This is a genomic window from Kordiimonas sp. SCSIO 12603 (assembly GCF_024398035.1).
In the GTDB taxonomy this organism is placed as follows: Bacteria; Pseudomonadota; Alphaproteobacteria; order Sphingomonadales; family Kordiimonadaceae; genus Kordiimonas.
Map to the genome: position 1 here is coordinate 44,350 of NZ_CP073748.1, position 15,452 is coordinate 59,801.

Annotated in this window: 12 protein-coding genes; 7 read left to right on the plus strand and 5 right to left on the minus strand. The window is 44.3% G+C overall.

What is annotated here, in order from left to right:
* Nucleotides 1-27 precede the first annotated feature (27 nt).
* The 4 genes from KFE96_RS00155 to KFE96_RS00170 are packed head-to-tail and all read right to left on the minus strand — an operon-like array spanning nucleotide 28 to nucleotide 3,916.
* Nucleotides 28-2,061 (minus strand): flavohemoglobin expression-modulating QEGLA motif protein, encoded by a 2,034-nt coding sequence (locus KFE96_RS00155; protein WP_255833992.1) that lies wholly within the window; start codon nucleotides 2,059-2,061, stop codon nucleotides 28-30.
* A complete protein-coding gene (gene gshB, locus KFE96_RS00160) occupies nucleotides 2,042-3,076 on the minus strand; it encodes a glutathione synthase (protein ID WP_255833993.1) in 1,035 nt (344 codons plus the stop codon). Before gshB ends, KFE96_RS00155 begins: the two co-directional genes overlap by 20 nt.
* An 8-nt stretch (nucleotides 3,077-3,084) precedes the next feature.
* Nucleotides 3,085-3,702 (minus strand): 2OG-Fe(II) oxygenase, encoded by a 618-nt coding sequence (locus KFE96_RS00165; RefSeq protein WP_255833994.1) that lies wholly within the window; start codon nucleotides 3,700-3,702, stop codon nucleotides 3,085-3,087.
* A gap of 1 nt (nucleotide 3,703) precedes the next feature.
* Complete coding sequence (locus tag KFE96_RS00170) at nucleotides 3,704-3,916, minus strand: hypothetical protein (RefSeq protein WP_255833995.1); 213 nt, start codon at nucleotides 3,914-3,916, stop codon at nucleotides 3,704-3,706.
* A 113-nt stretch (nucleotides 3,917-4,029) separates the two neighbouring features.
* Here KFE96_RS00170 and KFE96_RS00175 point away from each other — a divergent pair, with 113 nt between their 5' ends.
* From KFE96_RS00175 to KFE96_RS00195, 5 genes are all read left to right on the plus strand, one after another.
* The gene (locus tag KFE96_RS00175; protein WP_255833996.1) at nucleotides 4,030-4,902 is read left to right on the plus strand and encodes a LysR family transcriptional regulator; all 873 of its coding nucleotides are present in this window, start codon (nucleotides 4,030-4,032) and stop codon (nucleotides 4,900-4,902) included.
* A gap of 439 nt (nucleotides 4,903-5,341) precedes the next feature.
* Nucleotides 5,342-5,686, plus strand: coding sequence for a hypothetical protein (locus KFE96_RS00180; RefSeq protein ID WP_255833998.1), 345 nt, complete (start codon nucleotides 5,342-5,344; stop codon nucleotides 5,684-5,686).
* 79 nt (nucleotides 5,687-5,765) lie between these two features.
* Nucleotides 5,766-7,043 (plus strand): TolC family protein, encoded by a 1,278-nt coding sequence (locus KFE96_RS00185; RefSeq protein ID WP_255833999.1) that lies wholly within the window; start codon nucleotides 5,766-5,768, stop codon nucleotides 7,041-7,043.
* Between the two features lies 1 nt (nucleotide 7,044).
* Nucleotides 7,045-8,304, plus strand: a complete 1,260-nt coding sequence (locus KFE96_RS00190; protein WP_255834000.1) for an efflux RND transporter periplasmic adaptor subunit — start codon at nucleotides 7,045-7,047, stop codon at nucleotides 8,302-8,304.
* Between the two features lie 20 nt (nucleotides 8,305-8,324).
* Nucleotides 8,325-11,501 carry an efflux RND transporter permease subunit gene (locus KFE96_RS00195; protein ID WP_255834001.1) on the plus strand — a complete coding sequence of 1,059 codons (3,177 nt, stop codon included), beginning with the start codon at nucleotides 8,325-8,327 and terminating at the stop codon, nucleotides 11,499-11,501.
* Between the two features lie 592 nt (nucleotides 11,502-12,093).
* On the opposite strand, the gene KFE96_RS00200 is transcribed toward KFE96_RS00195, so the two are convergent.
* Entirely contained in the window at nucleotides 12,094-12,909 is an 816-nt protein-coding gene (locus tag KFE96_RS00200) for a LytTR family DNA-binding domain-containing protein (protein WP_255834002.1), read from the minus strand.
* 466 nt (nucleotides 12,910-13,375) lie between these two features.
* Here KFE96_RS00200 and KFE96_RS00205 point away from each other — a divergent pair, with 466 nt between their 5' ends.
* Nucleotides 13,376-14,167: a hypothetical protein gene (locus KFE96_RS00205; RefSeq protein WP_255834003.1), complete on the plus strand. Its 792-nt coding sequence runs from the start codon at nucleotides 13,376-13,378 to the stop codon at nucleotides 14,165-14,167.
* Between the two features lie 47 nt (nucleotides 14,168-14,214).
* Nucleotides 14,215-15,375 carry an acyltransferase family protein gene (locus tag KFE96_RS00210; protein WP_255834004.1) on the plus strand — a complete coding sequence of 387 codons (1,161 nt, stop codon included), beginning with the start codon at nucleotides 14,215-14,217 and terminating at the stop codon, nucleotides 15,373-15,375.
* Nucleotides 15,376-15,452: the final 77 nt, after the last annotated feature.

Sequence of the window (15,452 nt, forward strand, 5' to 3'; positions counted from 1 at the left end):
TCGGGCTTTCCGATATAATGGATTTGCTCAGGCAGCAGCACTACGTCCATTGTTAAACACCAGGCCACTCACCAAGTAATCCAGTACAGGATTCACTTCTTGTGGGCTGACAAAACAATTAGCAATACTTGTAGGCTTTCTAACTATACCACGTTCAATTAGTAGTGATACCTCGCTCTCTTTAGAAAAGGGGATTTTCCCTGCAAAAAAAGGAAGCCAATCGCCGCCGGAAAGATGATAATTTCGTGCCTGCGCCAAACCGCGTAAATAAAGGAAATCCTTGGTAAACCCACCACCTCTGTAAACACGTGCAGTTGTAATAAACGCACTGGAAGGTACCGCATGATACTCTTCAACAAGCATGCTATAGGTTTGAGAAAAGCTGTGATTGTCGAGCAAACTTTTAACCGCCATAACACGATGTCCAAGTGTTTTTAGCCGGTCCAGCGTAAGCGCACCTCCCAAATGTTCTGCATAAACAGCCATTCCTTCCTGTGTCATGGTAGTACCAGGGAACCCAAGGCGTAACACTTTGAGAGGCTGCTCCCGTGCGTTGGACGTAGATAAGAGATGTACCCCCACTTCATGATGAACCAAAGCTTTCACCTTTGTGCTTGATAAACGACCGCCTTTTTTCACCAGCACCCGGAAGTTACTATTATCCACCATTGCGCCCGCGATAATAGAACCTGATACTTTGACAGGAGCATCAATATTATAATGATCTACGGCAGCTTGGATTTGACGAACTATTTCCGATGTATCCAATAAATCGGTTTCAAAGCCCCCCCCCGCATCTACAACTGGCGGTGCGTGCAATAAAAACTGTGCATTTTTTAAGTCATTCAGATGGGGCTCACCGTAATATCTCAAGGAATTATATAAAAACTCTCTCGTCCCGATAACAGTAAGCAAATCAATCTTGGTCGCCAATCCGTCTATAGCGTCTTTATACAGCTGTTGAAGCATTGGATCTGCTATATTTTCAACTGGCAATCGATACAGAGCCTCCCTGAATAGATATGGGTCGATTGCCAGTTGCCGATAATGAAAATCAGGTTCGTAGCTTCCTTTACGAGCGATAAACCGCTTCTGTTCCTGTGCCAGATTGATGGGGTTCACATATAATAAAGTCTCTACTTTACGTGCCAGCTTATAAAGTGCCGTATCAATCTTCCTCACCAGCGCATCATGCCCTCCACCCAACATATGGTGTCCGCGAGCCTGTGAACGTTTCAGGCGTGTACGTGCAAAAAAAGCTGCGTGGCGTGAAATAACCTGAGCCAATTGAACCTTTAAGCTATCTATAACAACAGGGAATGGAATGCCCTGTTCCTCTTTACAAAAAACCTTTTTGATCTCTAACGGGATACACAACACATTTTTAAAGTGTTTGCGCAAGTATGCCGCTACATATCCTCGCCCCTCGAAAACTTCATCACGGCCGATACGAACGTTCTCGCTTGGGATATCGATTTCACATAAACTACGTTCCAGAAAGTCTATATTTCTGCGATACCGCCTCATATCTATGGAATGAGTTCCTATATTGAAGGTCGGTGCCTGAGGGCCACCTTTCCGGCTACCATTATAGGAATGTATATCATAAACTACACACCCTCCGTACTTTTGCACGAGATGGTCAACGAGTATATGTAGCACCTGATAGAATTCTTCATGCTTTGCTAGGCTTTTAGCCTTTATCTGATCAGACAACGGCTTATGCCAAACCTTTTCGCCCCATGCCTCTTCATAGATAGCATGTTCCGGCGTTCTGTTCAGATCATACTCATAACGACTGTCATGCACAGTGAGCCGATTTTGCAAGCCTGCAATTAGATCGCCTGTATATGGATCTTCCTCGAAAAGTCGCTCATCCGGGCTTAGAGCACAATGAGATGAAACCTCTTCTCGCATATTGTTGCCATGATGCACTGCCAAACAAAGAAAGGGCTGGTCATCATAAAACTGCAGATTAAACGCTCCACTCTCGTAATAACCCTCAATTACGCTATTTTTGCGGAGAGCCGCCGCCAATTCGTCAACCCTCGGCAACTGCATCTTCAATCGCCTGTCTATATGCAGTTTTACGAGCGGCCTGCATTTCCTTAGCCCGCACAACCGTTTCCGCAAAATCAATGATTTGCCTTTGCAGTTTCACTCTGTTTAAACGGTTGATACGCGTGATGCCGCCTGGGCTCAGAACATTTACCTCAATCAGCTTTCCGCCGATAACATCAAGGCCAACAAAATAGAGACCATCTCTTACCAACTTAGGTCCAATATGTTTGCATAGAGCTTTTTCAGCCTTGCTTAGAGCATGTTTTACTTCTCGGCCCCCACGGCTAATATTTGCTCTTAATTCTCCATCTGCAGGTACCCGTTTCATGGCACCAATAGGTTCACCATTAAGCATCAAAATTCGAATATCGCCTTCTTCAGCCCCTTCCACAAAATCCTGCATAATCACATAGCGATCTTCTTTTTCCCCAAGATAGAAATCCAGCAATGATCGAATATTTGCGCTTGCTGAACGTTCAATAACAATCACGCCACTACCACCATAACCGTCGAGAGGCTTGAGGATCATTCTGTCGCTGGGAGCATCAGCTAATACGCGTTCCAGATACTCTCTATTTTTTGACACATGGGTCGTAGGAACAAAGCGTTTATCTGGGTCATTCAGTGCGGCGGTATAAACCTTATTATTAGCAATACGCACACCATCTACATCATTCATTATGAAGACACTGTCTTTAACCGAATCCAAAAAATTCAGTGCAACGGGATCAACGGGAGGATTTGCTCGCAAGAAAATGACATCAAACCCAGCCAAAGGCAGCATTTTGGTTTGGAACGACGCATTTTTATGAAGCGAATGAGGTGTTTTTGCTACTATCTTCCTAGAAAGAACCTGACAAAAAGCATAGGCAACCGTGTCCCGAATGGTTAGCTTGGTTGGTGTTGTTATCGCCACCGTATGTCCACGCAGATGTGCCTCATGGATAAGCCGGAGAGTAGAATCTGACACCGGATCCACCTTATCCCATGGATACATCAGAAAGCATATTTTCATTGTTACCTCTACCGAAAAACTGGACCATGCATCCACACAGCCAAAGACTGTCGAATACCTGATTTCACCGGACATACCCGGTGTAGTGAAAAACTGGGAAAAGCGATTAAAGTACCTTGATCAAGCGGAGCTGAATGAGGGTTGCCATTAATATTTATCTCGAGGGTACCACCCGAATAATCATCGGGAGAGCTCAGTTGAATAACCATACTCAGTTTGCGGGTAATAGAGTGTCCGCTGGATCCAATATCAATATGCCAATCATAAAAATCACCTATCTGATCGGCGGACCTCGCATGGTATCGAAGAAATTGAAATCCCTCATCAAAGCCTGTTAAATCAAATGAAAAATAGTCTCGATTAATATCCGCGGCAGCTCTTGCCAATTTAACCGACAACCAAGACAAACTGCATTCGTCTATCCAACAAACTTCGGCCGACCGGATTGTTGGTACTGTTACGCTGCCAGATAACTGCCCCTGCTGCATATTGTTTTCACTTGCGGCTCGAACAACTAACTGACATTCCTCAACTGATAAAAACCCTTTCTTGAGATAGGGTAACATCGACATCTTTTGTTGAGGATGTAATCTCAAAGGGGTGATTTCATCGACATGATCCAGCATACTACCCAATATCCAGATCATATATTTCGCAAAGGTCGATAACCTCAGATACGGATACACCGTAGGTGTCCGCAATCGTTTCCAACGAGCGACCACTATTAAGCGCTGTACTTAAAACAACCTCACTCACTGGCCACCGAACCTCAAAAAATCGGCTTGGGCTATCATCGAAATCTAGACCGATCTCATCATCATAGTCAGAAGAATGAGGCACTGTTCTTTTCCTTTTAAAGGGTACTCAAACAATAGTTCTGCGCCTCCTTTTACTATTTGAAAAGCGAAGTTTTGTGATAGATTATATCGGGTTTTCCGATAATGGAGAGAGTAATGGATATCGTTCAAGCACGTACGTTTCTGGCAGTTCTTGAGACAGGCTCTTTTCTGCGTGCAGCAGAAAAAATAAATGCTGCTCAATCCACGATAAGCGGTCGCATCAAAACTCTTGAAGTTATGCTGGGACAAGAATTATTCGAACGAAACAAAACAGGAGCAACCCCAACACAGGCCGGAAAAGAATTTGCCCGCCATGCCATTTCAATTGTGCGCATGTGGGATCAAGCTAAAATCTCTCTTGCGCTACGAGATGAGCAAAAGAGTATGCTTACAATAGGGGGACAACCAAGCTTATGGGACGGTTTCCTGCTAAAATGGCTGCCATGGATGAGGCAACACGCGCCAGAAATAGCCATTCGTGCCCAAATGGTTGCATCATCACCTGCATTAATGCAGCAGCTTGTTGATGGTGTATTAGATCTTGTAGTTTTGTATCGTCCGGAAGCTAGGCCTGGGTATGTTATTCGACAGATTTTTGAAGAACATTTGGTACTTGTTACCAGTGAACTTTCAACTGCTACTATAGAGGAAAACCGCTACATCTATTTTGATTGGGGGCCGGAGTTTCAAGCAGACCATGCAATGAATTTTCCCGAGCTATCTACACCTGTCATGAACCTAAATGTTGGTACGCTTGGGATTTCCTTTCTACTCGAAAACAAAGCGACTGGATACTTTCCTTTGCGCATAGCAGAACCGTTTTTACAATCTGGTGAATTAAAGCTTCTAGAGGACACTCCAATTTTTACATACCCAACTTACGCAGCCTACAGTGAAGATCACGACAGCAAATTGATTGAGGTAGCTATAGACGGGTTGAAACGGGTTGCATCAAAAGAACTACCAGAACCAGAAGATGTTTTTTAAAAATAACTCGTTTCGAGGATTATCGCGTTTTATGTGTCAAAATTGATAGATTATCGAACTTTATGCGTCGCGCTGTCGAAACTTATGTGTCAAAGGCTGATAAAACATCAGGAATTCTGCGAAATCTTATCGATCCTATTGCGTCACCCCACAATTTTGTCGGATGACACATAAGTTTCGACAAATGACGCATAAAGTTCGACAATGCGACACATAAGTTTCGATAAAAGGCCCAGCGTTTCCGAGCGTTTGGGCCTTTTTGTTATTTAACTACACGAAATAAACGCCAACCACTCGGTCTTTCTCTGTTACGTGAGACACCCAATCGCTATAAATTCAAGCCTTACAACAATCATAGTTTTTCAAACCTTGTTGTTGGCAGCGGTTTACAATATGGTATGCCGTATCAACAAGTGAGAAAGTTACTTTGCAACAGCATATGAAAATTATGGTCACCGTTATGGCGCTTGGAGCATTGTTCTTCATGCGGCTAATGGATGTTGCAGCCTTTGATCCTGATCACAAAGACCTTTCTCTTGAGCATACTGTTGCGCATTCAACATCGTCTGTTCATCATCATGATTATGAGAATGATCATGATGAAGATGCACATTCGAACGATCAGGCCCATGCAATTTTTCATGCTGCAATGAGTGTGTATTTGGAAGCGTCTGAAATTACACTGCCTTTCAGGCAAATTCCCGCTCGTCGCTTTGAACTACACCTCAGCGAAAGTATCGCACCCTTCTCAAGCGGCCCACCCGTTCCGCCTCCATTGAGCTAACTCTTAATAATCAACTGAAAACGTGGCGAGCGCCTTCGCGCTGGTCATCTCTCGTATATTATTAAGAGAAGATTTTTCTATGAAACTGAAATTCATGGTGGCTTCAACCACCATTGTCGCCCTCATGTGTGCGCAAAGCACATATGCGAGTGATACCATAAACCGTGAGGAAGCCATTAAACGCACATTGGCTGTTTCCCCGGTGCTGGCTGCCAGTCAGGCGCGTATAGAAGCATTTGGTGCCTCAATTGAGCAAGCAAACGTACGGCCAAATCCAACACTTAGCTTAGCGACAGAAGATTTCACAGGTACAGGCCCTTTTACAGGATTGAATCAAAGTGAAATTACCTTCAGCTATGCCCAGAAATTTGAACGAGGGGGCAAGAGGCAGCTAAGAACATCGCTCGCCAGAATGGAGCAAAACGCTGTTAAACTTGAGTTTGATATCAACAAGCTGGATATCATTAAAGCTACTGAAACAGCCTATCTGGATGTTTTATTAGCTCTGGCACAGCTAAAGGCCATTCAAGAGCAAATCAACCTCTTTCAAGAACTTAAATCAGCAATATCAGACCGCGTTGAACAAGGCCGAGATTCTCAGCTTGCTCTTCAAAATGCAGAGCTGCGCCTCCTTCAAATCCAGACCCAAAAGAACGCTGCTGAACAAAAATTGTCCAATCTTAAATTTGCACTCGCACGTTTATGGCAAAGTAGCGATACCGACTTTGAGATAGATGCCAAACAGCTCCATCAACTGCCAGATGCTTTATTACCGGCAAAGCTGGAAATACTTCAAACAAGCCCGGACATCCAGATTTGGGTATACCGGGAGCAAGCCAAGAAGGGTGCTCTGGACCTGGAAAAAGCGCAAGCAAAGCAGGATCCTACTGTAAGTTTCGGCGTTCGCTATCTACAAACCACTGGTGATGTTGCGGCAGTAGCCAATGTTTCTATTCCGTTTGCGCTCTATGACACCAACAAAGGTAATATTAAGCGTGCAAAAGCTGAAATCAGCCAAAACAGATACCAGCTTATTGAGGTTGAACGCAAAATTGAGAACGCTCTCTTTAATGAGCAGCGCTCTCTTGAAACTTCATTCGTTCAAATCCAAAGGCTGAAAAAGGGTTTGAAACAGGCACAGGAGGCTAAATCCACAGCCCTTGAACAATTATCACTGGGGCTTGTTTCCTACCTTGATATCTTTGCGTCTCAAGCACTGGTATTTGATTTTGAAACACAGATTATCCAGCAGCTTTCTGCCTTCCATACAGCACAAATCGAAATTGACCGTCTAACTGCACGGTACAGCACTTTTGAAGTGCCTGCTTCCGCTCTTGCTAAAGACGAGGGAAAATAAAATGACTATAAATAACCTACTTAACAAATCCACACTCATTCCCTTCCTCTTCCTTGTCGCGGCATGCGGGAACGAGGCTGAAAACACCCAGCATTCTACTGATGGTATGGAAGCAGGTGTTGAAGCCCAGCAAGATGTTAAAGGCCCAAATGGCGGGAAGCTTCTTACAGACGGGAACTTCGCTCTTGAGCTAACAATTTTCGAAGCTGGCACACCGCCCCAGTTTCGCCTGTTTGCCTACGAAAATGATATCGCTATCTCCGCTCAGGATATCGAGGTGACAATTGAATTAGGCAGGCTTGACGGTGAAAAGAACGTCTTTTCATTCACAGCGGAGAACGGATACTTAACGAGCCCTGACATTGTTACAGAGCCTCATTCATTCGATGTTACCGTTAAAGCCCGATATAAAGGGAAAACTTACGGCTGGTCTTACCCTTCATATGAAGGGCGCACTGATATAAGTGATAAAGTGGCAAATGAAGTTAGTATTGAAATCGACCATGCCGGCCCACAAACTATCGCACAGACGATTGAAGTATTTGGTGCTGTAGAGTTCGCGCCGTCTGCTCAATCAACGCTCAAACCACGCTATCCGGGCACAGTTCTGGATGTTTATAAAAGCGAGGGTGAAACCGTTAAAAAAGGTGACTTGCTGGCTCGTATTGAAAATAGCCAAAGCCTTCGCCCTTATGACATCCGCTCTCCAATGGATGGGATCATTGTTCGTAGTCATACAAGAACAGGAGATGTGGTAACGGATAGCCCACTTTTCATTATTGGTGATCTTACCAATCTCTGGGCCGATTTTCATATTTACCCTGGCGATTTACCGATAGTGCGACCTGGCCAACCAGTGCGGATGGAAATGATTGGCGGGCCTCTTCTCAAAGACATCACACTGGATGAATATCTGCCCGCCGTTGATGTTGATTCTCAAACCCTAACTATCCACGCCCCGTTTTCTAATCCTGATCGCACCTGGCTTCCCGGAATGAAAATTAAGGGTACCGTTACTGTCGCGAATGAAATAGTTCCGCTTGCAGTGAAAACAGAAGCACTCCAACGTTTCAGGGACTTTACCGTCGTGTTTGCCAAAGTGGGTGAAACCTATGAAGTACGCATGCTGGAAATCGGCCGTCAAAATGCTGAATGGACAGAGGTACTAGGCGGAATAAAGCCAGGTCAGGCTTACGCAATCGGCAATAGTTTTATCATCAAAGCGGATATCGAAAAATCCGGCGCATCACATGATCACTAAGGCAGTCTCAGGGATTTATTATGTTAGATAAGATAATTCATATCGCGATTGCGCGCCGCTGGATGGTTCTTGCAGTCGTATTCGCAGTAGGCGCCTTGGGTGCTTATAATTTCAATCGGTTACTTATTGATGCAGTGCCGGATATCACAAACGTACAGGTGCAGATCAACACGTCAGCACCCGGTTATTCTCCTATCGAAACCGAGCAGCGTATAACCTTTCCAATTGAGACAGCTTTAGCCGGGCTGCCCAAACTGAGTTATACGCGTTCGATTTCCCGCTACGGCTTATCTCAGGTAACCGCCGTTTTCGAAGATGATACAGACGTATATTTTGCGCGGCAGCTTATAACTGAGCGTCTTCAGTCCGTACAAAGCACTTTGCCGGAAGGTATTGAGCCAGAACCAGGGCCAATTGCAACAGGCCTCGGTGAGATTTACATGTATACTCTGGATGCAATACCGGGCGCCTTAAATGAAGAAGGTGTCCCTTGGACAGCAACAGATCTACGGACAATTCATGACTGGGTGGTGAAACCCCAGTTGATTAACGTTCCCGGGGTGACAGAAGTTAACACTATCGGCGGCTTTAAAAAGCAATTTCATGTCACGCCGTGGCCCGAAAAACTGGCTGCTTATAATCTCGGCATTGAAGATGTTATTGAAACCCTCGAGCGCAATAACACCAATGTTGGTGCTGGCTACATTGAACGTTCGGGAGAGCAATATCTTGTTCGTGTTCCCGGCCAGACAGACGTTATCGCTGAACTTCAGGATGCAGTTGTCACACAGCGAAGCGGTGTACCTATCAGGCTAAGGGATGTTGCAGATGTGCTGCAGGGTGAAGAACTTCGAAATGGTGCAGCAACACAAAGCGGCCGTGAAGTTGTTCTCGGAACTGTCTTTATGCTGATCGGAGAAAACAGCCGAATTGTATCGGAAGCTGTTGATCAGAAACTCGCTGAAATTAACAAAACGCTGCCAGATGGTGTTATCCTAAACACGGCTTACAGCCGCACCTCGCTCGTTGATAAAACCATTGAAACAGTCTCTAAAAACCTCATTGAAGGGGCTGTGCTGGTGATTGTTGTTTTGCTGGTAATGCTCGGAAATGTTCGGGCTGCAATCATCACAGCGATGGTTATCCCTCTATCTATGTTGATGACCATCACAGGTATGGTTGAAAACAAAGTAACAGGGAACCTGATGAGTTTAGGCGCACTTGATTTCGGCCTTATTGTGGATGGAGCCGTAATTATTGTGGAAAACTGCTTGAGACGATTTGCTCTTACACAACATGAATATGGTCGCTTGTTGACCAAGGAAGAACGCTTTCGCGTTGCCCGTCATGCCACGAGTGAAGTGATAAAGCCCAGCCTGTTTGGCGTGTTAATCATCGCTGTTGTATATATCCCCATCTTTGCCCTTACAGGTGTGGAAGGGAAAATGTTCCACCCGATGGCTTTCACCGTGGTTATTGCAATCCTAAGTGCCCTTATACTTTCCATTAGCTTCGTACCCGCCGCCGTTGCCACCTTCGTAACGGGAAAGGTGCAGGAAAAGGAAAGTATTGCGGTTCGAGGCATCAAGGCGCTGTACAAGCCTGTCTTAGCTATACTGCTAAAAGCAAAGCTGCTCGTAGTTGCAGCCGCTTTAGCCTTATTGGTCGGAACTGGATATCTGGCTTCCAAGATGGGATCAGAATTTATTCCAAATCTTGATGAAGGCGATGTTGCCATGCATGCACTGCGTATTCCCGGCACCAGTCTCAGCCAGGCAATTAATATGCAGTTAGGGCTGGAAAAGCGGCTTGGTGGTTTCCCTGAGGTCGAAAAAATCGTCAGTAAAATCGGCACAGCTGATATAGCTACGGATCCAATGCCGCCCAACGTTGCCGATACGTTTATTTTTCTCAAGGAACGCCAACAGTGGCCAGACCCTTCCAAACCCAAGGCGAATTTAGTGGAGGAATTTAAAGCAGCAGTTATCGATTTCCCGGGTAATAAATATGAATTTACCCAACCAATTGAAATGAGATTTAACGAACTCCTATCTGGTGTGCGCGCAGATTTAGCAGTGAAGATATTTGGTGATAACCCAGAAGTTCTTCTCGAAGCTGCTAACAGGGTTGAAAAAATCATGGACGCAATACCTGGCGCAGCAGATATCCAGATCGAACAAATTACTGGCTTACCAACACTCTCTATAATACCCAACCGGGCGGCTCTGATGCGGTACGGCATATCTGTTGCTGATGTGCAGGAGGTGGTTTCCACAGCTATCGGTGGCAGCATTGCCGGGCAAATATTCGAAGGAGACCGCAGGTTTGATATTGTAGTTCGCTTACCTGAAAGCTTACGACAAAATATTGAGATGATTGGCCGGCTGCCTATCCCTCTCCCCGAAGAAACCCGTAACAGTGAGGAGAATTTTCTATCAACGGTTCCTCTCTCGGAAGTGGCATCAATTGAAACTGCTATCGGCCCTAACCAGATCAGTCGCGAAAATGGTAAACGCAGGATCGTTATTTCTTCGAATGTGAGAGGTCGTGATCTTGGATCATTTGTAAACGAAGTCAGGGAAAAAGTTGCCCAAAATGCTGAAATTCCAACAGGATACTGGGTGACCTATGGCGGCACGTTTGAACAGCTAATCTCAGCCGCAGAACGGTTGCAGCTCGTTGTTCCTGCAGCACTGCTTCTTATTTTGGGACTGCTCTTCACCTTGTTTGGTTCCGGAAGGGATGTTCTGGTTATCTCCACAGGTATCCCTCTAGCCCTTACGGGCGGTGTGGCTGCGCTTTGGCTTAGAGGCCTACCTTTCTCAATCTCAGCTGCCGTAGGCTTTATTGCACTGTCCGGAGTAGCTGTTCTGAACGGTGTTGTCATGATCAGCTTCATTCGTTCTCTCGTAGAAGAGGGCAAAGAATTAGGTGAAGCTATTGTCGAAGGAGCTCTGGCCAGATTACGGCCTGTTTTAATGACTGCGCTGGTCGCAAGTCTGGGATTTGTTCCCATGGCACTTAACGTTGGCATTGGCAGTGAAGTTCAGCGTCCTCTCGCAACCGTTGTAATCGGAGGTATATTATCCTCTACCATTCTAACGCTACTTGTGCTGCCGGTTCTCTATAGCTTACTCGGCAAAGCCAAGAGTTCGAAACCATCTGAGACAGCATCAACGCTGAAAACTCAAATGTAAAAACGATCCATACGGCACGACTAACCGGTCGTGCCGTTCACACACAGACTATAGGAGCGTCTGCATCCACATTATCTAAATTCGGATTATCGTATTTTATGTGTCAAAGCTAAGTAAAACATCAGGAAAACTAGGAAATCCTATCGCGCCTATTGTGTCACCCAACACAGACGTCGGATGACACATAAGTTTCGATAAAAGGCCCAGCGTTTCCGAACGTTTGGGCCTTTTATTTAGCTAATCTCTCTTTTTATATTAGATACTCAAGAAGACCTCTCCAACGTATCCGAAGAGGATTGGGAACTCGCTTAAAGCGGAAAGATGCCATTGAAGCTCTTCTTGCAGACTGAAGCTGGTGACATAGCTTGAGTAGAATTTTCACCATTTCTTCAGCCGGATGTTCTCCGCCTCCAGCGACTTCAGCTTCTTGGCATCGACACATCCATTCCCCCATACTTTGACTTCCAACACTCAATAGCTCATACGTGTTTAACGAGCCTTCTCATTTCATGAAATGTTGGTGCGACATAGTACTTAAACGCAAACAAATAGAAGTATGAGCATCTAAATATTGAAAGTGAATCAAGGTGAATCACGCCTTAAGGATAGAACGATATTTCCTACTGCATGGAATACCCTGATTGTCAGTCATTGTTAGGTTTAAACCACCTTCACCATCTGATTGTATATCTTGAATCTCATCTAAATTTACAATGTAAGACCTATGAACACGAGCAAAATTCCCACCAGTTTCATCTAAACAGGTCTCCATATCTTTGAGAGTGCCTCTTACTAGATATTGGTTGGAGCTTGTTTTTATGTCTAGATAGTTCATGCCAGATTTCATCCATAGAATATCCCTACCATACACAAAGACTGTGCGGCCGTTGGTTTTCAATGTTATGCGCTGGGTTTCTTTGGCTTCTTGAGTAGCAGCAATTAGCTCTTGCTGTGCATTATAAAGTTGTAAACCCAACGTATAAAAAACAACGGAACCAACATAGAATAAGAGGATTTTTCTATATTCATAGACCACCTCCTGAAACCAGTTAGAGCCAAAACTATAAGCATCACCAAAATAGAGGCTTCTGAATGCTATCATCAGAATTATAACAAATGCAGCTACAACTATGCTCGACGTTGTATGAATCCATAAAGCAGTTTTAATCCTGACTATATCTAAGGGAAACCGTTGATTGATATAAGAGATGATTGGTAGAGATAGTGCTAACGCTATAATCGCTGTCCCCTCCATGACAAAGATATGTAGAAAATCCGGGGTAAGGTTTTGTCGAGTTTTTTCCGTCGCAATAGACAAGACATCAACAATCATAAAAGCAAATAAAAAACCTAGAATATAAACTGTTACTTTCCTTTGAATTATGAAGTTTTCTCCTTCGGTAACCATCGAGCTTCCATCTTTGAACAATAAGCAATTATCCTATTTGCAATACGCAATGAATATATAAAACGCTCCTGAAGTGCGAGAACATCTTTCCGCCAATCAGCCTTCATAAGCCGTTATTCAACACAAACTGGGTACTTATACCTCAGCCACACTGGCAATCGACACTACGACATTGCAGTCCACAATAGCAGTTGTATCTAACCCTAAACAGCTAGCCTCATCACCAAGCACAACAGTAATGGGAACTAGCAATACTTTAATAAGCGCCAACATGAGAACATATATGCTAATTGGAAAAAGGTTTCTCTCACTACTAATAATAACAGTATATTGTATAGGGGATCATTTCGCGGCCCAGGCTGACCAAATACCTGCTGAATTCGTGGACAATAGGGTGACTGTTACTCCCATGCTCCCCAACGGGCGAGTTCTGCGTTTCTATACTGATACTGGTGGGGGATGGAATATGGTCGATGTTGTCCTTGCCCACAAATATGATTGGCCATTAGAGAAAGAGTTCAGAGGAACAAGGACTTTCAAAATAACTCCAATGCCGGAATGGCATAAAAATCGGCGTATTCCCAATGCAGGGCTGAATAATAATCTTCGCAACCATCTAATCTTAGTTCCTAAAGCTCGGTTGACATTTTTAGGAGATAATCACGATGGGTTTCTCGGCGGTAAATGGCATGCTGAAAAAATCATTGAATGGAACTATATAAAACACACGATGGCGTTTCATTCCTCAATCGATAGAACTAACATCGCAGACCTTAAATCTATACCTGCACCCATCTTAAAAAACGCCTTTGGCAATTATGTAACAGCATTCCCACGGATAGAGATTACTGTGGATGGAACTGTGCATTCTATGCTGTTCGATACTGGTGCTACGATAAAAGTAAGCTCGTCCACACAAGTAATGTTAGGGGCGAAAGGGTCACTTGTGGGTGCGTCATACATGATAGCGTCTATTTTCGACGAATGGCATAACAAGCATCCTGATTGGCGATATATCGAAGAAGGTGACCTCATACTGGGCAAGCCACTTCCTCTAATTGAAGTTCCAAAAATTGAGATAGCAGGCTTCGAGGTTGGGCCAGTCTGGTTTGCCCGCCGCCCTGATAAGAATTTTATTGAAGGGATGGGCCCCTTTATGGATCAACCAATCGATGGAGCAGTTGGCGGGTCACTTTTACAATATTTTAGGGTCATTATGGATTACCCCGATGAAAGAGCATATTTTTCGAGAAAATAAATCTATCGCTTTCGTTTACAGTACGTCGCATAAAAAGAAGTCAACTAATGCAATTTGAGCCTCAATCCAAAATTAACGACCGTAGATATGATTTAGATTGGCTTCGTGTGATCGCCTTTGGTCTCCTTATATTTTATCACATCGGTATGCTTTATGTGAGCTGGGATTGGCATGTAAAAAGTCAGTATGCTAATTCAGACCTCGAACCGTTGATGCAGATTGTTAATCCGTGGCGATTAGCCTTGTTATTCTTTATTTCAGGTATTGCCGTTCGGTTCGCATCAGACAAGGCGGTTTCCAATTTGAGATTTGCTAAGGTACGTTTGAAGCATTTGGGGTTGCCTATTCTGTTGGGAATGACCGTGGTTGTTGCACCTCAAGCCTATTTGGAACTTCGCCAAGCAAATGAAGTTTCATCCGGTTTTACGACATTTTGGCCAGAATATTTGAATCTCTCGCAAGCATTTTCAATCACCACACCAACATGGAACCATCTATGGTATATCGTGTATCTATTGGTTTATATCCTGATGGTGACACCATTATTGCCCATATTGCGATCCGTTTCGAACGGGAGCGCTGGTAAAATAATATCTTGGGTATCCAACAACACTATCTCACTTATTTTTTTAATGCCTCTTCCGTTTGTTTTCTTCGAATTGACATTGAGTTCTCGTTTTCCAGTCACTCACGCCCTTATCGATGATTGGGCAAACCATGCACATCGCTTCACTATCTTTTTAATGGGCTATTTTGTTGCCAAGCATGCCGGTTTCTGGGCAGGGATTGTAAAATCATGGCCTTATGCACTTGCTACAGCTATCTGTATTTGTGCTGTTAGACTTTACTTGATGCTAAGTCACCCAGAAATCTATCCATCTCTCTTTGAAATGCCATTACGCCCTTTGACTATGTTTCTTCTCACTGTCTATGCATGGTCATCCATAGTTGCACTTTTGGGTATTAGTCGGCGTTGGTTAAATCAATCCAGCAGGACATTGTCGTACCTCACGAATGCAGTCTTCTTTTATTATATTATGCATCAGACGATCATAATAATCGCTGGCTACATGCTTACTCCTTATGGGCTTAACCCATTCATTGAATTTAGCCTTGTGCTTTTATTAACGCTGGCAGGGTGCGGCTTAGGGTATGAAATATTGCGCCGGCTGCCAGTGGGAGCCTTATTTTTCGGAATTAGGCAGTGATTTATCCTAATCCCGAACACGAAAGCCAACCTATAACGAGGCTTTTTAGTGTTTTTAGGAGTAGAATTTATCTTTGC